This window comes from Zoogloea sp., assembly GCF_017302315.1.
In the GTDB taxonomy this organism is placed as follows: Bacteria; Pseudomonadota; Gammaproteobacteria; order Burkholderiales; family Rhodocyclaceae; genus Zoogloea.
Map to the genome: position 1 here is coordinate 1 of NZ_JAFLDT010000008.1, position 19,817 is coordinate 19,817.

The 19,817-nt window shown below is 64.0% G+C and carries 22 protein-coding genes; 16 read left to right on the forward strand and 6 right to left on the reverse strand.

The window, feature by feature from the left end:
• Positions 1-760 precede the first annotated feature (760 nt).
• A complete protein-coding gene (gene gltX / locus J0L98_RS04335; RefSeq protein ID WP_296410395.1) occupies positions 761-2,152 on the forward strand; it encodes a glutamate--tRNA ligase in 1,392 nt (463 codons plus the stop codon).
• Positions 2,153-2,201: 49 nt separating this feature from the next.
• Here gltX and fdx read toward each other — a convergent pair whose 3' ends face one another.
• The 6 genes from fdx to J0L98_RS04365 are packed head-to-tail and all read right to left on the reverse strand — an operon-like array spanning position 2,202 to position 6,812.
• Positions 2,202-2,540 carry an ISC system 2Fe-2S type ferredoxin gene (gene fdx, locus J0L98_RS04340; protein ID WP_296401843.1) on the reverse strand — a complete coding sequence of 113 codons (339 nt, stop codon included), beginning with the start codon at positions 2,538-2,540 and terminating at the stop codon, positions 2,202-2,204.
• Positions 2,540-4,417, reverse strand: coding sequence for a Fe-S protein assembly chaperone HscA (hscA, locus tag J0L98_RS04345; protein ID WP_296410307.1), 1,878 nt, complete (start codon positions 4,415-4,417; stop codon positions 2,540-2,542). The genes fdx and hscA overlap by 1 nt, the downstream gene beginning before the upstream one ends.
• A gap of 22 nt (positions 4,418-4,439) precedes the next feature.
• The gene (gene iscA, locus J0L98_RS04350; RefSeq protein ID WP_296410308.1) at positions 4,440-4,763 is read right to left on the reverse strand and encodes an iron-sulfur cluster assembly protein IscA; all 324 of its coding nucleotides are present in this window, start codon (positions 4,761-4,763) and stop codon (positions 4,440-4,442) included.
• 10 nt (positions 4,764-4,773) lie between these two features.
• Complete coding sequence (erpA, locus tag J0L98_RS04355; RefSeq protein WP_296401846.1) at positions 4,774-5,127, reverse strand: iron-sulfur cluster insertion protein ErpA; 354 nt, start codon at positions 5,125-5,127, stop codon at positions 4,774-4,776.
• Between the two features lie 11 nt (positions 5,128-5,138).
• Entirely contained in the window at positions 5,139-5,561 is a 423-nt protein-coding gene (gene iscU, locus J0L98_RS04360) for a Fe-S cluster assembly scaffold IscU (protein WP_296401847.1), read from the reverse strand.
• 36 nt (positions 5,562-5,597) lie between these two features.
• Positions 5,598-6,812 carry an IscS subfamily cysteine desulfurase gene (locus J0L98_RS04365; protein ID WP_296410309.1) on the reverse strand — a complete coding sequence of 405 codons (1,215 nt, stop codon included), beginning with the start codon at positions 6,810-6,812 and terminating at the stop codon, positions 5,598-5,600.
• A 446-nt stretch (positions 6,813-7,258) separates the two neighbouring features.
• Between J0L98_RS04365 and nifA the strand changes: the two genes are divergently transcribed.
• The 15 genes from nifA to J0L98_RS04440 all read left to right on the forward strand — a co-directional run bounded on the left by nifA (position 7,259) and on the right by J0L98_RS04440 (position 19,814).
• Positions 7,259-8,911, forward strand: coding sequence for a nif-specific transcriptional activator NifA (gene nifA / locus J0L98_RS04370; RefSeq protein ID WP_296410310.1), 1,653 nt, complete (start codon positions 7,259-7,261; stop codon positions 8,909-8,911).
• Between the two features lie 78 nt (positions 8,912-8,989).
• Positions 8,990-10,342, forward strand: a complete 1,353-nt coding sequence (locus tag J0L98_RS04375; RefSeq protein WP_296410311.1) for a diguanylate cyclase — start codon at positions 8,990-8,992, stop codon at positions 10,340-10,342.
• A gap of 514 nt (positions 10,343-10,856) precedes the next feature.
• The gene (gene nifB, locus J0L98_RS04380; protein WP_296410312.1) at positions 10,857-12,428 is read left to right on the forward strand and encodes a nitrogenase cofactor biosynthesis protein NifB; all 1,572 of its coding nucleotides are present in this window, start codon (positions 10,857-10,859) and stop codon (positions 12,426-12,428) included.
• A gap of 44 nt (positions 12,429-12,472) precedes the next feature.
• Positions 12,473-12,667 (forward strand): 4Fe-4S dicluster domain-containing protein, encoded by a 195-nt coding sequence (locus J0L98_RS04385; RefSeq protein ID WP_296401852.1) that lies wholly within the window; start codon positions 12,473-12,475, stop codon positions 12,665-12,667.
• Between the two features lie 2 nt (positions 12,668-12,669).
• Positions 12,670-13,053, forward strand: coding sequence for an iron-sulfur cluster assembly accessory protein (locus tag J0L98_RS04390; protein ID WP_296401853.1), 384 nt, complete (start codon positions 12,670-12,672; stop codon positions 13,051-13,053).
• 13 nt (positions 13,054-13,066) lie between these two features.
• Positions 13,067-13,630: a hypothetical protein gene (locus J0L98_RS04395; RefSeq protein WP_296410314.1), complete on the forward strand. Its 564-nt coding sequence runs from the start codon at positions 13,067-13,069 to the stop codon at positions 13,628-13,630.
• Positions 13,627-14,427 carry a 4Fe4S-binding leucine-rich repeat protein gene (locus J0L98_RS04400; protein WP_296410315.1) on the forward strand — a complete coding sequence of 267 codons (801 nt, stop codon included), beginning with the start codon at positions 13,627-13,629 and terminating at the stop codon, positions 14,425-14,427. The genes J0L98_RS04395 and J0L98_RS04400 overlap by 4 nt, the downstream gene beginning before the upstream one ends.
• Positions 14,420-14,761, forward strand: a complete 342-nt coding sequence (locus J0L98_RS04405; RefSeq protein ID WP_296401856.1) for a nitrogen fixation protein NifZ — start codon at positions 14,420-14,422, stop codon at positions 14,759-14,761. The genes J0L98_RS04400 and J0L98_RS04405 overlap by 8 nt, the downstream gene beginning before the upstream one ends.
• A gap of 4 nt (positions 14,762-14,765) precedes the next feature.
• Positions 14,766-15,020, forward strand: coding sequence for a nitrogen fixation protein NifZ (locus J0L98_RS04410; protein ID WP_296410316.1), 255 nt, complete (start codon positions 14,766-14,768; stop codon positions 15,018-15,020).
• Between the two features lie 26 nt (positions 15,021-15,046).
• Complete coding sequence (locus J0L98_RS04415) at positions 15,047-15,382, forward strand: hypothetical protein (RefSeq protein ID WP_296410317.1); 336 nt, start codon at positions 15,047-15,049, stop codon at positions 15,380-15,382.
• A 682-nt stretch (positions 15,383-16,064) separates the two neighbouring features.
• Complete coding sequence (locus tag J0L98_RS04420) at positions 16,065-17,204, forward strand: cysteine desulfurase family protein (protein ID WP_296410318.1); 1,140 nt, start codon at positions 16,065-16,067, stop codon at positions 17,202-17,204.
• A gap of 42 nt (positions 17,205-17,246) precedes the next feature.
• Entirely contained in the window at positions 17,247-17,456 is a 210-nt protein-coding gene (gene nifT, locus J0L98_RS04425) for a putative nitrogen fixation protein NifT (RefSeq protein ID WP_296401860.1), read from the forward strand.
• Positions 17,453-17,719, forward strand: a complete 267-nt coding sequence (locus J0L98_RS04430) for a hypothetical protein (RefSeq protein ID WP_296410319.1) — start codon at positions 17,453-17,455, stop codon at positions 17,717-17,719. The genes nifT and J0L98_RS04430 overlap by 4 nt, the downstream gene beginning before the upstream one ends.
• A 2-nt stretch (positions 17,720-17,721) precedes the next feature.
• Complete coding sequence (locus J0L98_RS04435; protein WP_296401862.1) at positions 17,722-18,918, forward strand: DegT/DnrJ/EryC1/StrS family aminotransferase; 1,197 nt, start codon at positions 17,722-17,724, stop codon at positions 18,916-18,918.
• A gap of 17 nt (positions 18,919-18,935) precedes the next feature.
• Positions 18,936-19,814 carry an SIR2 family protein gene (locus tag J0L98_RS04440; RefSeq protein ID WP_296410320.1) on the forward strand — a complete coding sequence of 293 codons (879 nt, stop codon included), beginning with the start codon at positions 18,936-18,938 and terminating at the stop codon, positions 19,812-19,814.
• Positions 19,815-19,817: the final 3 nt, after the last annotated feature.

Genomic DNA, 19,817 nt, shown 5'->3' on the forward strand with positions numbered 1-19,817 from the left:
GAAACGTTCGGCCAGTGCGATGACCAGTTCAGTGGGTGTCATGAAAATGGCTAATTAAATCAATGGCGTGGATTTTTGCAGATAGTTCCAGTGTGGTACACAAATCGATAAGCCAAGAATCCCCACTATGTTGCTAAAAAATCATCGCTTTGGGTAGGCCAATAGCGCCAACACACAAATTGGTCGTGACGGAGCTCAAGAATATATACATGAGCCAAGTGCCCAAAAATTAAGCGGCTCATCGAAATCGTTATCTCTTCAGTCTGTTAAGACTCGTCCTTAGCGCCCATCCACAAGCTTATCCACAGATTCCGGGGATAAACGGTGCTTATCACAGCAAGGCCTGCTGCTGGGTTACAGCGACGAGTTCATTGGCCTGAAACGGATAAAGGAAATCCCGGCTATCTGCCGCCGATGCCTGAAGCCAGCCGCTCGACTATCTGGCAAGCGTCAATTGCTGGTTGCTCCTCTGGGGAGAGATGTCTTTTGATGTCCACTACTGCAGCATGCTTCGTTAACGGTGGATTGAATTGTATTGGGTTAGGGGTAAGTACAGTTACAGAGTGTAGCCGCATAACTGTATCTGGTATTTGTAAAACAATAATTCTATTGTTTCTCTGGAAGTTTTTAACGGTAAAACAAGTGTTTTCTCAATTTCATCAAAAATACGCCTAAATGCGGTCAATTATGCAATATTCATATATTGGCATGTGTATGCTTGTTCTACGCAGACTTTCTTAAATTATTTGTTGGGAAATCAATGAAACAGGTTCGCACTCGTTTTGCTCCAAGTCCGACAGGTTTTCTTCATATTGGAGGTGCAAGGACTGCTCTCTTCTCTTGGGCATACGCACGTCACCACGGAGGAAAATTTATATTGCGTATCGAGGATACAGATGTCGGCCGCTCCACACCTGAGGCGGCAAAGGCCATCATTGATGCTATGCAATGGCTTGACTTGGCTCACGACGAGGGGCCTTTCTATCAGATGCAGCGGATTGAACGCTACAAAGAGGTCATTCAGCAGATGCTAGCGGCGGGAACTGCTTACTATTGTTACACCACCCGAGAAGAGCTTGATGTTTTGCGAACAGAACAAGAGTCGAGAAAAGAAAAGCCACGTTATGACAGACGCTGGCGTCCGGAGCTAGGCAAGGAACTCCCACCGCCACCCAATGTCACGCCGGTTGTCCGTTTCAAGCAACCCAAGGACGGTGTCGTAGCCTGGGATGACAAGGTAAAAGGGACGATCCAGTTCTCTAATTCTGAGTTAGACGATCTAATTATTGCGCGAGCAGATGGTACTCCCACCTACAACTTCTGTGTGGTGGTGGACGATTGGGACATGGGCATCACCCAGGTGATCCGCGGTGACGACCATGTGAACAATACGCCGCGCCAGATCAACATCCTGAAGGCCCTGGGTGCCGTGGTGCCGCAATACGCCCACCTGTCCATGATCCTGGGGGATGACGGCCAGAAGCTGTCCAAGCGCCACGGTGCGGTGAGCGTGACCCAGTATGACGACGATGGCTACCTGCCGGAAGCCGTCATCAACTACCTGGCCCGCCTCGGCTGGAGCCACGGGGACGACGAGATCTTCACCCGCGAGCAGCTGGTGGAATGGTTCGACCTGGACCACATCACCCCGTCGGCGGCCCAGTTCAATACCGAGAAGCTCAACTGGCTCAACGCCCATTACATCAAGCAGGCCGACGATGGCCGCCTGGCCGCCGATGTGAGCCGCCGTCTCGCCCGCCGCGGCGTGAACCCGGAAGCCGGTCCGGCACTGGAGGCGATCATCGCCCTGTACAAGGACCGGTCAAGCACGCTCAATGCCCTGGCCGATGCGGCCGAGCCCTTTTACATCGACCTCCACCCGGCGCCCGAGCTGATAGCCCAGCACCTCACGGAGCCGGCCCGGGAGGCCCTGACCACTCTGCGTGGCAAGCTCGCCGGTACGGTCTGGGAAAAGGCGGCGCTCAACGCCGCCATCAAGGAAACCTGCACCGCCCACGGCCTGAAAATGCCCCAGGTGGCCATTCCCCTGCGGGTTGCCATCCTCGGTCAGCCCCAGACGCCGTCCATCGACGCGGTGCTGGAAACCATGGGCCGGGAACGGGTGCTGGGGCGGCTTGAGCGGGTGCTCTGAGCCTTGTTCAGCGGCAGGGGGGGGCTACCGCAGCCCCTGCCGGTTGGTATCAGCCATGTTCCCGCGCGTGGTTGCGGGAGTGCTTGGGGATTTCGATCAGCAGGTCGCCCTCGCCGATCTTTACGCAGCAGGCCAGGCGGGAGTCGGCTTGGAGGGCCCAGGCCGAGTCGAGTTGGTCTTCTTCCAGGTCGGTGCTGGGCGCAACACTCGCCCCGCCCTGGCGGATATAGACGTGGCAGGTGGCGCAGGCGGCCACCTTTTCGCAGGCGTGCTCAAGGGGGACGCCGTGGGCCAGCAGGGCATCGCACAGGGACTGGCCCGGTTTTGACTCGAAGTTGACGCCGTCAGGGCACAGGTGCGGATGGGGCAGGACGCGGACGGTGCTCATCAAAGGGTCTCCAGGCTACGGCCGGCAAGGGCGCGTTTGATGCTTGCATCCATGCGCCGTGCGGCGAAATCGGCGCTGGCAAGGTTGAGCGCGTCGGTGGCCGCGCGGATCTTGCGCGTATCGCCTTCATCGGTCTCCAGCAGTTCGGCCAACGCGTAGATGGCTGTTTGCAGGTCTTCCCGTTCGGGGGGCGCGAGGAGGGCTGCGCCATCGGTTGCGAGGGCCGCCTCGGTGGCATCGATGAGGCGTCGGGCCTCCACCTGCGCTTCGCGCAGCATGCGCGTGGCGGCGTCGATCTCGCCGGTACCGTAGGCATCCAGCAGCATGCGGGCCACTTCACCATCGCCGAGGCCGTAGGAGGGTTTGACCTCCACGTGGGCTTCGACGCCGCTGGTCTGCTCCCGGGCGGTGACCGACAGGAGGCCGTCGGCGTCGATCTGGAAGGTGACGCGGATGCGCGCCGCGCCGGCCACCATGGGCGGAATGCCGCGCAGGGTGAAGCGGGCCAGGGAACGGCATTCGGAGACGATCTCCCGCTCCCCCTGCACCACGTGCACGCTCATGGCGGTCTGGCCGTCCTTGTAGGTGGTGAAGTCCTGGGCGCGGGCGGTGGGGATGGTGCTGTTGCGGGGTACGATCTTTTCCACCAGGCCGCCCATGGTTTCGAGGCCCAGGGACAGGGGGCACACGTCGAGGAGCAGCCAGTCGGCTTCGCTGTCGGACTTGCGGTTGCCGGCCAGCACATCGGCCTGCATGGCGGCGCCCAGGGCGACGACCTGGTCGGGGTCGAGATTGTTCAGGGGGGCCGTGCCGAAGAGTTTTTCGACGGCCGCCTGGACATGGGGCATGCGGGTGGAGCCGCCGACCATCACCACGCCCTTGATGTCTTCCGCGCCCAGGTTGGCGTCGCGCAGGGCCTTGCGCACCGGGCGCAGGCTGCGGGCCACCAGGTCGGCGGTGAGTTCGCTGAAGAGCGTGCGGCTGACCGGCACCTGGATCGACAGGTTGTCGCTGAAGCTGCAGGTGGCGACCACCTGCTCCTGGCCGGAGAGGCTTTCCTTGACGCTGCGGGCGAGGGCCAGCAGGCGCCGCCGGTCTTCCACCGGCATGTCGTCGGGCAGGCTGGCCTGGGATTTCAGCCAGTCGGCCAGACACTGATCGAAGTCGTCGCCGCCCAGGGCCGGGTCGCCATTGGTGGCGAGCACTTCAAACACGCCCCGGGTGAGCTTGAGGATGGAGATGTCGAAGGTGCCGCCGCCCAGGTCATAGACGGCGAAGATGCCCTCGGCGGCGTTGTCCAAGCCGTAGGCAATGGCCGCGGCCGTCGGTTCGTTGAGCAGACGCAGGACATTGAGGCCGGCCAGGCGGGCGGCGTCCTTGGTGGCCTGGCGCTGGGCGTCGTCGAAGTAGGCCGGCACGGTGATGACCACGCCAGTGAGTTCTCCGCCGAGGCTGGCTTCGGCGCGCTCGCGCAGAGTGCGCAGGATGTCTGCAGAGACTTCCACCGGTGTCTTGCGTCCGGCACGGGTTTCGATGCCGACCATGCCGGGGCCGTCGCTGAGCAGGTAGTGGCTGCGCATGGACTCGTCGGCGTCGGCGAGGGCGCGGCCCATCAGGCGCTTGACCGAGGCAATGGTATTGAGGGGGTCGTCGGCCTGGCCGGCGCGGGCCTCGCGGCCGACGACCATCTCCGTTTCGCCGTAGTGGACAACCGAGGGCAGCAGGATGTGCCCCGATTCGTCGGCCAGGGCCTTGGCCATGCCGCTGGCCACGGTGGCGACGAGGGAGTTGGTGGTGCCGAGATCGATCCCGACGGCCAGGCGGTGCTGGTGGGGGGCTGCAGCCAGCCCCGGCTCGGCGATTTGCAGCAGCGCCATGATGGGTTCTCCCTTTACGTGGTCAGACGGCGAAACTCTCACCGCAGCCGCATTCGGCCTTGGCATTCGGGTTGTTGAACTTGAAGCCCTCGTTGAGCCCTTCACGGACGAAGTCCAGTTCGGTGCCCTCCAGGTAGGGAAGACTGCGCGGGTCCACCAGCAGCTTGACACCGGCGCTTTCAAAGATCAGATCCTCGGGCTGGCTCTCGTCGGCAAATTCCAGGGCGTAGGCCATGCCCGAGCAGCCACTGGTCTTGACGGCGAGGCGCAGGCCGACACCCTTGCCGCGCTTGTCGAGGGTCTTCAGGATGTGCCGGGCAGCCTTCTCGGTAACGGTGACGCTCATGATGCCGACCTCACACGGAGAAGGAACTGCCGCAGCCGCAGGTGCTGGTGGCGTTCGGATTGCGGATGACAAAGCGTGAGCCTTCGAGACCATCCTCGTAGTCGATCTCGGCGCCCATCAGGTACTGGGTGCTCATGGAGTCGATCAGCAGGGTGACGCCCGACTGCTCGATGCGCAGGTCATCGTCGTTGGCGACCTCGTCGAAGGAGAATCCGTACTGGAAGCCGGAGCAGCCACCGCCACTCACATAGACGCGCAGCTTGAGTTCGGTGTTGCCCTCTTCGGCGATGAGCTCGGCAACCTTGCCGGCGGCGGCCTGGGTGAAGACGACGGGGGCGGGCATTTCGGTGACAGCGGTGTTCATGGCGTGACTCCTCAGGGGGCAACAGGGGTGCAGATCGGGGTTTCGGTTTCCGTGCTGCCGTGCTTCGAGCGGTAGTCGGCAACGGCGGCCTTGATGGCATCTTCCGCAAGGATCGAGCAGTGGATCTTGACCGGGGGCAGGGCCAGCTCCTCTGCGATCTCGGTGTTCTTGATCTCCAGGGCCTGGCTCAGGGTCTTGCCCTTCACCCATTCGGTGACGAGCGAACTGGAGGCAATGGCCGAGCCACAGCCATAGGTCTTGAACTTGGCATCCTCGATGACACCTTCGGCGGAAACCTTGATCTGCAGGCGCATCACGTCGCCGCAGGCGGGGGCGCCGACCATGCCGGTGCCCACGTCCTCGTCGTCCTTGCCGAAGGCGCCGACGTTACGGGGGTTCTCGTAGTGCTCGATGACTTTTTCGCTATAGGCCATGATGGTTCTCCGGGGGGCTCTGTCAGGTTGCGGGAATCAGTGGGCGGCCCACTGGATGCTTTCGAGATCGATGCCCTCGCGCACCATCTCCCAAAGGGGGCTGAGTTCGCGCAGCTTGGCCACTGCGTCGGTGACCAGGGCGATGGTGGTGTCCACTTCGGCCTCGGTGGTGAAGCGGCCGATGGAGAAGCGGATGGAGCTGTGGGCCAGTTCGTCGTTGCGGCCCAGGGCACGCAGCACGTAGGAAGGCTCCAGGCTGGCCGAGGTGCAGGCCGAACCCGAGGACACCGCCAACTGCTTGATGCCCATCAGCAGGGATTCGCCTTCCACGTAATTGAAACTGACGTTGAGGTTGTGGGGCACGCGGGCGTCGAGATCACCATTGAGATAGACCTCCTCCATGGTGGACAGGCCCGTCCACAGGCGATCACGCAGCCAGCGGATGCGCTCGTTCTCCGCTGCCATGCTGCTTCGGGCGATGGCGTAGGCTTCACCCATGCCGACGATCTGATGGGTGGGCAAGGTGCCCGAGCGCAGGCCACGCTCGTGACCACCACCGTGGATCAGGGCTTCCAGGCGCACACGAGGTTTGCGGCGCACATACAGAGCGCCGATGCCCTTGGGTCCGTAGGATTTGTGGGCCGACAAGGACAGCAGGTCGATGGGGGTCTTAGCCAGGTCGATTTCCACCTTGCCGGCGGCCTGGGCGGCATCCACATGGTAGATGACGCCCTTTTCGCGGCACAGGGCGCCGATGGCGGCCACGTCCTGGATCACGCCGATTTCGTTGTTCACATACATGGTGGACACCAGCACCGTGTCCGGGCGGATGGCGGCGGCGAGCTTTTCCAGGTCGATCAGGCCGTTGGGTTCCACGTCCAGGTAGGTCACGGTGAAACCCTCCCGCTCCAGCTCGCGGCAGGTGTCGAGCACTGACTTGTGCTCGGTCTTCGGGGTGATCAGGTGCTTGCCGCGGGATGCGGCATAGAAGCGTGCTGCGCCCTTGATCGCCAGGTTGTTGGACTCGGTGGCGCCCGATGTCCAGACGATCTCCTTGGGGTCGGCACCGATCAGGGTGGCCACCTGCTCGCGGGCAAGCTCCACGGCTTCTTCGGCGACCCAGCCATAGGCATGGGAACGGCTCGCCGGGTTGCCGAAGAGTTCGGTAAGGTAGGGAATCATCTTGGCGGCCACCCGGGGGTCAACCGGGGTGGTCGCAGCGTAATCGAGATAGATCGGTTGGGTCGTCATGGGCCTTGTTCTCCGCTGGGGGCTTTTACGGAAACGTCAGCAACTTCGATGCCAAGCCGGGAGTGGTGTTGCAGGTGTTTGAATATAAAGGATTGTTGCATTTCCGCCGGCGGGGTTTCGCGATCTGACGGGCCGCTTTGTAGGCTTTGTCGGATTTCACACACGTATCCGGGCGACAGCCGCGCGGGGGCACCATAGCGGGGCGTCGTGCGCTGCGACGGGGCACCGCAGGCCGGGTGGCAGCGCTGCAGTGCAAGGTTCTGGTCGCCTTGACTTTTTGTGCATCGCGGTGGAACGCGGCTCTCCGCGGTATTCCGCGCCAGTCAAGCATCTAAGGCCTGCAGGTACGAGCCTTGCTTCTGTTCGTCCCCATATCCTGTCGTGGAGACCCCGTGTCCCGCGGCACCTGCCGGCATGCTGACCGGTGTATTTTCAGGAGGCTCGTCATGAACGCGGTGATGCACATGCGGGCTCAGACCGAACTCGCCACCATCTACGAAATCAGCAAGATCCTCACCTCCAGCCTCGATGTGTCCAAGACCTGTCGTGAAGCGCTCAACGTGCTGGCCAACAACATGGGCTACCGGCGCTGCATGATCATTGTTGACACCGAGGAGGGAGAGCTGCATCTGCTGGCGGCGGTTGGCCTGAGCCCCGAGGAGTACGATGCCGGGCACTACCGTGCCGGCGAAGGCATTATCGGCAAGGTGTATTCGAATGGCATGCCTGCGGTGGTGCACGATCTGGCCGCCGAACCCTTCTTCCTCAACCGCACCGGTGCCCTTGATCATATCGACGGGGAGCGCATCGCTTTGGCGGCAATGCCCATCCGTGTCGCCAAGGAAGTGGTCGGGGTGATCACCATCGACCGGGTCAGCGAGCGGGCGGGTGGCGGCTTCAATGATGACATTCGCCTGATGACCATGACGGCCAGTCTGGTGGGGCAGGCCCTCGCGCTGCAGCGCACGGTCTTGGCCGAACGCAACCAGTTGATCAGCGAGAGCCGGCGTCTGCGCCACGAGCTGAAAAGCCGGTTCCGGCTCGACAACGTGATTGGCGTTTCGAAGCGCATGCAGGATGTCTTCGCCGAGGTCCATCAGGCCGGACCGTCCCGCTCGACGGTGCTGCTGCGCGGCGAGAGTGGCACCGGCAAGGAGGTCATTGCCCGGGCGCTGCATACCCTGTCGCCGCGCAAGGATGGTCCGTTTGTGAAGGTCAACTGCGCTGCGCTGACCGAGAGCCTGCTTGAGTCAGAACTCTTCGGCCACGAGAAGGGCAGCTTCACGGGCGCGGTCGGCGAGCGCAAGGGGCGCTTCGAGATGGCCGACAAGGGCACGCTCTTCCTCGACGAGATCGGTGATATCTCCCCCGCGTTTCAGGCAAAACTGCTGCGTGTGCTGCAGGAGCGGGAGTTCGAGCGGGTGGGTGGAAACCGGTCGATCAAAGTGGATGTGCGATTGGTTTTCGCCACCAATCGCAATCTGGAGAAGATGGTGGCGGCGGGTGAGTTCCGCGCCGACCTGTATTACCGCATCAATGTCGTGAGCCTATTCCTGCCCCCCCTGCGGGAACGTCGAGAGGACATCCCGCCGCTGATTGCCTACTTCCTTGACCGCTACAACAAGGACAACGGTCGTGAGCTGAGAATCACGCAGGAAGCCCTCAATGTGCTGGTGAACTGTTACTGGCCCGGCAACGTGCGCGAACTGGAGAATTGTGTCGAGCGCACCGCAACCATGGCCCGGGGTGACACCATCAACGAACTTCACTTTCCGTGTCAGACCAATCGCTGTCTCACCCAGACCCTTCACCACGTGGACAAGGATGATGCGGTGGCGCCTGTGAATGGGCACGGGCATGGGCATGGGCATGGCGGTCCCATCGAGATCTCCGTGCCTGTCCCCGAGCTTCCCCATCGAACGTCTGCGCCCGAGCGCCTGTTTGGCGAGGAAATGCCGGAAGGAGAGAAGGAGCGCCTCATCTGGGCCATGGAGCGCAGTGGCTGGGTCCAGGCAAAGGCCGCGCGCTTGCTCAACATCACTCCCCGTCAGATGGGCTACGCATTGCAGAAATTCGATATCGAGGTGCGCCGCTTCTGATTCCGCTTTGGCGTGAGTGGCTGCGTCGGCGCTGTGGCTGCAGCGCCGAGTTGATTCAGCATGCATGCGGATGCCGGAGTGCTTATATACTCCGGAATTGCCGATATCCGCATCGCCGAGGCCACTGCTCCGCCCATGCCCAACTCCGAAAACCTGCCGTCTTCTGCCGTGGCCTTTCTACCCGCGGCGGAAGTGCTGTTCGATCAGCTTGCGGACGCGGTCTATCTCATTGATCCGGAATCTTCCCGCATCGTGTGGGGCAATCGGAAAGCATGGGAAAGCCTCGGCTTGAGCCGCGAGGATGTGCTGGACCACAGTGTGCTCAGCCTGCAGATGGATGTGCATGGGCTGCCCCAGTGGTCCGAGATTGCCAAGGCCATACGCAGCACCGATTGTTTCCGCTTCATCGGTCGGCACCGCCATCAGAAGGGGTATGAGCTTGCCGTGGAGGTCAATACCACCCATTTCGAGCTTGATGGCAGGGGTTATTTCCTGTCGGTTGCCCGGGACATCACCCGCCGGGTGGCCCAGGAGGACAGCACCCCACGCCGGGAGAAGCAGCTCTGGTTTGCCCTCAACGAGGCCACTGACGGCCTGTGGGACTGGGATGTTGCCACCGGTGTCCTGTTCTTCAGCCCCCAGCTCAAGCGCATGCTCGGCTATGGCCCCGACGAGATGGCGCCGGTACTCGAAACCTGGAGCGACAACGTCCATCCGGAGGACGCACCCGGGGTGATGGCCGTGCTCCAGGAGCATCTTCAGGGCCGCCGTACCCGCTACGAAGCGGAGTACCGCATCCGCAATCGGAACGGTCACTACATCTGGGTCCACGACCGGGGCCGGGTGTGCGAATACGGCCCCGATGGCCAGCCCCTGCGGGCGGTTGGCATGGTTCAGGACATCAGCACCCGCAAGCAGATGGAACTGCAGCTTCAGGCGCTGGCCTCCAGCGACATGCTCACCGGTCTGGCCAATCGCTACCAGGGCACCACCTTCCTCAAGTCCCAGACCGAGTTGTGCCAGCGCCTGGGTCTTCCCCTGGGCCTGGCCTTCCTTGACATCGACAATTTCAAGGCCATCAACGACGTCTATGGCCACCTCACCGGTGATCGTGTGCTGCAGGAGGTCGGGCGAGCCGTGAAGGGGGCCGTGCGTGGTGCTGACCTCGTGTGCCGTTGGGGGGGCGAAGAATTCATCGTGATTGCGCCCAATACGACGGCCACGCAGATGGCCCTTGTGGCCGAGAAGGTCCGCCTTGCGGTGCTCAACGAGCTGACCGGCCAGGAGCCGCCGGTCACCATTAGTGTGGGCGTGGCGGCAGCCTCAGGGCCTGCCATCGACTCGAATGCGCTGATGGCGCGGGCCGACTCAGCGCTCTATCGGGCCAAGGAGAAGGGTCGCAACCGGGTCGAACTCGCCCCGGAAGAGTGATCCGGAAGACTTCGGGGCGTGTGAAGACATCATAGCGAGCAGTATGGGTTCGCTCTGAGAGGCCGCGCCGTCTATCGATTCACAAGCACTCTGTCTGAGCCTGACGGTCGGAGTGGCCGCTCCGGGCGACATGTGAAGGCGACCTCAGCCTCCCCGGCCGTTCCTTAAATCCTCTTCGGTATATCCGGCGCGCCCTCCCGGCCGCTTTGTTCTCCCTGTCCAGTCCGTGTCCGGTCGTTGTGCGGAGCCCACGTCGGATGCGTGGAGTCTCACTTGGCAGGGGCGGGAAAACGGGCATCTGTCGCCTCCGGATAGGGTCTGTCCGCTTTGTCGCAAGCCCGACATGCGCCCTTCAGGACACCGACGATTGTCTCGACCGCGACATTCCCCGATTTTTCCGATAGCTCCGCAACTCAATGATCTGAAAAGAAAATATGCCCTGGCATGGATCTGGCTATCCGACTCTCAAACGAGACCTATACGTCCCCCCGAACAGAGACAAGGAGCCGCCCCCATGCAAAGCGCCTACATCAGCCTTGGTGACCTGAAAGCCAATCGCAACGCACTGGCAGAGCCCGCCGCCAGTGAATCCGCCGGAGGTTGTTCCAGCTCCGGCGGGTCCGGCAAGTCCAGCTGTGGTTCGTCGGGTGGCCCCGACGACATGCCTTCCGAGATCTGGGACAAGGTCAAGAACCACCCCTGTTACTCGGAAGAGGCCCACCACCACTTTGCCCGCATGCACGTGGCGGTTGCACCGGCCTGCAACATCCAGTGCAACTACTGCAATCGCAAGTACGACTGCAGTAACGAGAGTCGCCCGGGTGTGGTCAGCCAGAAGCTCACCCCCGACCAGGCGGTGAAGAAGGTGCTGGCCGTGGCCAGCGAGATTCCCCAGATGACCGTGCTCGGCATTGCCGGCCCTGGTGATGCCCTGGCCAACCCGAAGAAGACCTTCGACACCATGCGCCAGCTCACCGAGAAGGCGCCGGACATCAAGCTGTGTCTCTCTACCAATGGCCTGGCCCTGCCGGAGATGGTGGACGAGATCTGCAAGCACAACATCGATCACGTGACCATCACCATCAACATGGTGGACCCGGAGATCGGCGCCAAGATCTACCCGTGGATCTTCTGGAACCACAAGCGGGTCACCGGCGTCGAGGCCGCCCGCATCCTGCACGAACAGCAGATGAAGGGCCTGGAGATGCTCACCGCCCGCGGCGTGCTCACCAAGATCAATTCGGTGCTGATCCCCGGCATCAACGATGAGCACCTGATTGAGGTGAACCGCGAAGTCAAGAAACGCGGCGCATTCCTGCACAACATCATGCCGCTGATCAGTGAGGCTGAGCACGGTACCCACTTCGGCCTCACCGGCCAGCGTGGCCCCACCGCCCAGGAGCTGAAGGCCGTGCAGGACGCCTGCATGGGCGGCGCCAACCTGATGCGTCACTGCCGCCAGTGCCGCGCCGACGCGGTCGGCCTGCTCGGCGAAGACCGTAGTGAAGAGTTCACCCTCGACAAGATCGAGGAGATGGACATCGTCTATGACATCGACAAGCGTCGCGCCTACCAGGAGAAGGTCGAGGCCGAGCGCCAGGCCCAGCACCAGGCCAAGGTGGATGCCCTGGCCGATGCCCTCGACGCCAGCCTGATCGCCGGCCAGGAAGACTTGAAGGTGCTGGTGGCCGTCGCCACCGAAGGCCAGGGCCGGGTGAATCAACACTTCGGCCACGCCACCGAGTTCCAGATCTTCGAAGTCAGCCGCAAGGAAGCCCTGTTTGTCGGCCACCGTCGTGTGGATCTGTACTGCCAGGGTGGCTACGGCGAGGACGAGCAACTGCCCTCCATCGTCAATGCCATCAACGACTGCCACGCCGTGCTGGTCTCCAAGATCGGTGCCTGCCCCCGCGATGAACTGAAGGCAGCCGGCATCGAGCCGGTCGAGGAGTACGCCCACGAGTTCATCGAGAAGGCTGCGCTGAACTGGTTTGCCGACTACTGCACTCGCGTGGCCAGCGGCGCCATCGTCCATCAGGAGCGCGGTGATGCCCGCATCCGCCAGGGCGCCGTGATGGCGGCCTGACCTGTTCCCCCCCATTTCGTACCCACTACCGCAAGGAGACCATCATGGCCTACAAAATCATCGGTTCCACCTGCTCCGGTTGCTCCGCTTGCGACCCGGAATGCCCCAACGACGCCATCCGCGAAAAGAGCGGCGTCTTCATCATCGACCCGGCCAAGTGCACGGAATGCGAGGGCCACTTCGACACGCCCCAGTGCGTGGCGGTGTGCCCGGTCGATGGCTGCATCGTGAAGGCTTGATCATGCTGCCCAATGTGACTGTGAATCCGGCTGCCGAGAAATTCATGCGCCGCATGGTGCGTTTTGCGGGGCAGGGCGAGGGTGCCGGTTTCCGCCTCACCGTGAGTGCAGGCGGCTGCTCGGGCTACAGCTCCGAGTTCACCGTCGAGGGCGCGCCCCTGGCCGGCGACGAGGTGCTGTCGGTCGGTGATCTCAAGCTCTTCCTGCCGGCCGAATCGCGGCTGATGCTGGAGGGCGTGACCATCGACTTCTCCGATACGCCTACCGCCAGCGGTCTGACCTTCTTCAACCCCAACGCCGGCGCCTGTGGCTGCTCTTCCAGCAGCACCAGCGCACCGCCGCCGGGGGTGGTGAAGGTGGATATCGGCTCCATCCGGCGCAGCTGAGGCGGAGACGGGCATGTCGACCAGCGGATCGCCCGGTGCCACCCCCGGCTTCGAGGACGCCGTCCTCGGGGCCGGGCTGACGCCAGCCGTCGAGGCGCTGATCGACAAGGCCGGACGTGCCGGCATCGGCGACGAGGGGGCGCTGGAAATGCTGCTGCGTGCGCGCGCACTGGCACCCACCCACCCCGCGCCGCTGATTGCCCACTACCGTTTTCATTTCTATGCCAATCGCCTGCCCGAAGCCCGGGCCGTGGCGGTTGAGGCCATTGCCCTGGCGGCCAGCCAACTTGGCTTGCCTGCCGAATGGCGCCAGGTGCAGCCCCATCTCCAGTGGGGCGCCAAGCGCCTGGATGAACTGCGCGCCCACGCCGTGGCACCGCGCTTTTACTTGTTCGCCCTGAAAGGCTACGCCTACCTCAGTCTGCGCCTCGGCGAAGCAGAGGAAGGCGCGGCCGTGCTGGCCCTGCTTGAGCAACTCGATCCGACCGACAGCCTGGGTCATCGGGTGCTTGGCGCCGTGCTGGCCCGTGCCGGGCGCGACGTGGACTACGACGAACCCGTGGAGACCGCGCCATGAACACGGTAACCCGGGAGTCCGCAACGACTTGGGTGCCCAACGAGCCCCCCAGTGTTGACTGGCTTGGGCGCAACCTGGATTGCGGCAGTTGTGTCAATCAGGGCTTGCTGACCGAGGGCAAGTGCCAGTTGGCCTTCTCCTGCGTCTTTGATCGCTACGCCAAGCGCATCGACCGTTTTTTCCGCTGGAATCCGGGGCTGGCCAACGACTACCTTGAGCACCCGTATTTCGAGGTGCGCGCAGTGGCATCGCGGTCGGCCGACGTGTTCCGCCTGGTCGGGTTGATGCATGACCCGGATGAAACCGTGCGTCTGCACGTTGCCTTGCGCTTGCCCCAGCGCCTGCTGGCGGAGTTGCGCAACGATCCCGACCGTGAGGTGCGCATCCGGGTTGCCCAGCGTCTCGACGCCAGCATGCTGGTGGAGATGGCCGGCGACCCGGATTACTTCGTCCGCAAGCTGGTAGCCCAGCGCCTGCCCTTGCCGCTGCTGCCGCGCATGGCGACCGATCCCGACCAGGAGGTGCGTCTGGCGGTGGCCTCGCGCCTGCAGGTGCCTGCGCTGCTGGCCCTGCGCAACGACCCCGAGGTCGCCGTGCGGCGGGTCGTGGTCGATCGCCTGCCGATCGGCCTGCTGGCCGACATGGCTGACGACCCGGCTTGGGAGGTACGGTGGGAAGTGGCCCAGCGTGCCGATCCGTCCCTGGCCCGGCGTCTTCTCCACGATGACGAGGCCGAGGTTTGCGAGGCAGCCCGGCTCCGTCTGACCACCCTTGATTCGGAGGCCCGCCATGGGTGACATCTCCCGCGACAGTGACGTCATCGAGCTCGAAGGCCCACCCCAGTTCGACTTTGGCGAACGGGTGGTGAGCCGCTACAAGGTGCGCAATGACGGCACCTACCCCGGCAAGGATGTGGGTGAAGTGCTGGTGAACAAGGGTGACGTGGGTTACGTCACCTCGGTGGGCACCTTTCTGCAGCAGTTCTACATCTACGCCGTCGAGTTTGTTTCCACCGGCCACAAGGTCGGCATGCGCGCCCGCGAAATCGTGTCCCTCGACAAGTTGCCGCCCCATGTGGCCGAAGCCCTCGGGGGCGACAAGGTGGCGCAGCTCGCCCATATCAAGGAGTAAGGCCATGCTTGAACCGCGCGAACCGAAATACCAGTGGGGCCAGCAGGTCACCGCCGCCACCGATCTGTTCAACGACGGCAGCCATCCCGAGGTGCCGGAGAACGAACTCATCGTGGCCGCCGGGACGGCGGGCGAAGTGGTGCAGATCGGTCACCACGAAGAGGCCAACATCCCGGTGTACATCGTTGAGTTCGGCGCCTCCGAAGGCCGCAGCGGGCGGGTGGTGGGCTGCCTTGAAGAGGAGCTGGCGGCGACCTGAGTGTCGCCCGCCGCGGAGGCCAGTCGATGATCCGCCAAGCCAGCGTCACCGGGCCCGGCGAACTCGTCCGTCGGCGGATTCTGCGCCAGCTTGAAGGTCGCAGCCGCTATCGCTACGTGCAACCGGAAGTGGCCTGGTGTGACGACGGTTGGCAGATCAGCAGTCCGTGTTGCTCCCGCAATGTGGATCCGCAGGGTGGTGTGATCGACATCGCCCGCTTTGAACACCCCGAGCCCGACGTGTGGCGCCTGTATGCCCGTGACCATGTGGCCGGGCGCTGGCTGTGGCAGGCCAGCGCCGCGCGGATCGACGAACTGCTGGCGCTGGTGGTGGACGACGCCGAGCGGATTTTCTGGCCATGAGGAGGGGGCGATGAGGCGCGTTTGGTTTGGGAAGGGGGTGGATCGATTCGCCCTAAGGCGGGCTGTTGGCAAGAATTCCCGTTTGATGCGTCACGTTGGCCGGGTCTCGCCCCGGCGGGCGACCTACTTCTTTGTCGCACGACAAAGAAGTAGGCAAGAAAGCGTGCCCCGCTGCCGCGCCCCCTTCGGGGGTTCCCTCCTTCCGGCGATGCCGGGCGGGGTCTTCGCAAACTCGCCCTTCGGGCTCAAACATGCGAAGCCCTTTTTCCGCCCGTCATCACCTCCAGTCGGCACGTCAGAGGGGACAGGAAAGGCAGGTGATCAACGGTCAGTGCCAATCGATCTGTCCGCAGGGGCTCGGTGCATCCGGAAAGCCCGTTCCGATCCGCCGAGCAGCGCACCAGCGGGCGGGGCCTTCCGGTGCGGCTGTTTGAGCCGGCGTAGCCGGCGAGTTCCGCACCGGCCGCCTGCTGGGAGCAGCGCAGGGCAGTCGGCCGCAGGCCGACCGGTGAGGCGGGTCGCCTTCTTTGCCTTCTTTCTTGGCGACGCAAGAAAGAAGGTCGCCCGCCGGGGCGAGACCCGGCCAATGCAACTGATTTATCCGGAAAGCCTTGCAGTAAAGGCTCTGTCATTCCTGAGTCCGGGGGCATTGGCGTCCCCGCTGCCAACGTAGGCACCCCCCATGATCTACCTGGACAACAACGCCACCACCCGCCCCCTGCCTGAAGTCGTGGCGGCCATGCACGAGGCCCTGACCCAGAGCTGGGCCAACCCCTCGTCGAAGCATGTGGCCGGCGAGCAGGCCCGCGGCAAGGTGACCGAGGCCCGCGCGGCGGTTGCCCGGCTGCTGGGTGCCCAGCCGGCCGAGCTGGTGTTCACCGCCAGCGCCACCGAGGCCAATGCCATGGCCCTGCATGCGGCACTGGCCGTGCCGGGAGCGCCGCGCCGGGTGGTGCTGTCGGCGGTGGAGCACTCCGGTCTCGTGCATGTGGCCAAGGTGCTGGCCGGGCAGGGCGTGGAGATCCTGCGGCTGCCGGTGGATGCGCATGGCGTCGTGCGCTGTGAAACCCTGCCGGCCCTGCTTGAAGGCGGCGCGGCCCTGGTGTCGGTGATGGCGGCCAACAACGAGACCGGCGTGATTCAGCCGGTGGCCGAGGTGCTGCGGCTGGCGAGCGCCGCAGGCGTTCCGGTGCATGTGGACGCCACCCAGGCGGCGGGGCGCATCCCGGTGGATTTTGCAGGCCTGGGCGCGCGCTTCCTCACGGCTTCGGCCCACAAGCTGCATGGCCCCAAGGGGGTGGGTGTGCTGGTGGTGAAGAAGGGCGCGCCCTTTGAGTCCCTTTTGCCCGGCTACCAGGAACGCAAGCGCCGTGGCGGTACCGAAAACGTGCCGGGCATCGTGGGTTTTGGGGTTGCCGCCCGCCATGCGGAGACGGCCTTTGCCGAGGCTTCCCGTATTGCAGCCCTGCGCGACGCCCTCGAGGCGGGTCTGGGCGAAGCCCTGCCGGGGGTTCGCGTGTTCGGTGCCGGTGCGCCGCGCCTGCCGAACACCGCTTGCATGGCCTTCGGGCTGCTGGATGCGGACGTGGTGCTGCAGCGTCTGGCGCGCGCCGGCATCTGCGTGTCGAGTGGCTCGGCGTGCAGTTCGGGGGGCACCGAGCCTTCCCCGGTACTGCTGGCCATGGGCACGGAGGTGGCGGCCGCGCGCGCGGCAGTGCGCTTCTCCCTGTCTGCCGAGACCACACCGGCCGAGATCGCCTGCGTCATCGAAACCCTGCAGGCCGCCCTGACACCGCTGCTGGCCGAAGCCTTTACCGCATGACCCGTATCTGAACCGCATTATTTCAACTTCAGGAGCCTCACCATGAAAGTCATGCTGCGCAACACCCCCCAGGGCCTGTCGGCCTATGTGCCCAAGAAAGACCTGGAAGAGCCCGTCGTGGCCCAGGAGAACGCCGGACTGTGGGGCGGCACCATCACCCTGGCCAATGGCTGGATCCTGGCCCTGCCTGAAATGGCTGCCGAAACCCGCCTGCCCATCACGGTCGAGGCACGCAAGGTCGGGGGTGAATGATGGCCCTCACCACCGATGACCTTGCTGCGCTGGTGAGCCTGGGCAATTCGGCGCCCGACATCGCCACCCTCGCGGCCGAAGCCCGTGCCCGCTGGAGCGGACTGCGTGTCACCGTGGTGGATGCCCTCGACGTGCGGGGGGAAACCCCGGCCTTTGAGACGGCCGCCGCCAATGTCTTCCTCATGGGGTGCGACGGCCATTGCTGGTCGATGACCGCCGATCCCGCCGCTGCTGCCGGTCTCGTGCTGGCGGCCAGGAGCTGATCATGGATGCCCCCGTCAACCCTCCGGACGTGGATCACGACGAGGATTGGATCCTGCTGACCGACCCGGACGTCAGCGGCCGTGAATTGGAGCGGGTGATCCGGGCCCTGCGCAGCTCGCGCCTCTCTGCCGGGCCGCTGGTCGAGGACTTCGAGGCCGAGTTCGCCGCTCATCACGGCCGTGCCTATGGCGTTGCCACCGCCAGCGGCACCATCGGCATGTGGCTGGCTCTGCGTGCTTTGGGTATCGGGCCGGGGGATGAGGTGGTGGCCTGCAGCTACGGCTGGCACCAGACCGCCCACGCCATCCTGCTTGCCGGCGCCACCCCCAATTTTGCCGAGATCGACTATTGGTCCGGGTGCATTTCGCCGTCTGCCGCAGCCGACCGCATCGGGCCCAAGACCAAGGCCATCATCGGCAACAACTGCAACGGCCACCCGGCGGCCTGGAAAGCCCTGCGCCAACTGGCCGAGTCCCGGGGTGTGGCCTTGCTGGAGGACTCCACCGAGGCCATCGGCTCGCGCTACCTGGGCAAACCGGTGGGCAGCTTCGGCGATCTGTCGGTGTTCGACTTCTCCCAGCCTGGCGCCCTGTGCTGCGGCGAGGGCGGCATGGTGCTGACCGATGATCCTCACCTGGCCACCGAGCTGCGTTACCTGCGCGCCCATCGCCTGTCCGATCGCACTTCTGTGTCCATCGGCAGTCGTGTCCCCCTGCAGGGGGGCATGAGCGACCTCACCGCTGCCCTGGGGCTGGCCCAGCTTGAGCGCATCGACGAGATTCTGGCTCGCCGCAAGCAGGTGGAGGCCTTTTACCGGGACGAGATGCAGAGCTTCGAGGGCATCAAGCCCCCTTACCTGGGGCCTGACGTGGATGAGGTGCACTGGATGCTCTACGTGGTGCACCTTGGGGCGCGCTTCAGTGCCAGCTCCCGCGCCCAGATCGTGGATGACCTGGAGGCCGATCTCATCGAAGCCGCACCTTTCAGTGCCCTCATGCACCAGCAGTTTGCCTATCAGGCCCTGGGCGAAGCCTACAACTGCAAGCGTGGCTGCCTGAAGAACACCGAACGCATCGGCGACCGTTCCCTGGCGCTGCCCTTCTACGGGCAGTTGGGCGCCGACGAGGTCAAGTTCCTGGTCAAGACACTCAAGGACGCCTGTACCAATGTGGGTGCCGGCGCCGCGATCTACCTGTAAGACACCCGAGGTTTCCCATGACAACCACTCTCGCCACTCCCGATATCGCTCCTTCCGCCATCCTGCCCGACGGTCTTCCCGTCAGCCTGGTCGAGGCCCTGGCCGCAGGTCGCGTGGTGCCTTATCTCGGCCCGCGCGTGCTCGCCCTGGCCCCCGACTATGCGGTGCCGGCCACCCCCGAAGCGCTGGTGACCCAGCTCACGGCCAAGAGCTCCGTGCCCCACAAGATCCGCAACCGGCTTACCCAGTCGGCCCAGTACATCGAGAACTTCAAGCACCGCAAGACCCTGGTGGGGCTGATGAACGAGGCCTTTGCAGCGCCACCCAAGCCGGCTCCCCTGCATGAAAGCCTCGCCGGCTTCGGCTTTCCGCTGATCGTCGACGCCTGGTACGACGATGCCATGGCCACGGCCCTGGCCGCCCATGCCCCCACCGGTAGCTGGGGGCAGGTCCAGGGGCTGGCCCAATCCGAGCATTTCGGTACCTGGACGGGGTGGTATGACGCGGCGGGCAATGCCGTGCCCGACTGCAACCCGGACTGGAAGACCATCCTCTACAAGCCCATCGGTGCCCATGGCCCGGCGGGTAACTATCTGGTGTCGGATACCGATTACGTGGAAGTGCTGACCGAGATCGACATTCAGACGCCGATTCCGGTGGAAGTCCAGCGCCTGCGCACGGGCAGCAACTTCCTGTTCGTGGGTTGCCGCTTCAATGATCAGCTTCCCCGCGCCTTTGCCCGCCAGATCATGAAGCGTTCGTCGGACCGCCATTGGGCAGTGCTGCCCGACGAACCGACCCGCATGGAAGCGCGCTTCCTCGCCGAGCAGGGGATCGAGCGCATCCCCTTGTCCCTGGACGTATTCGTTCCCGCCCTTCTGGCCCGTCTGGGCTGAAGG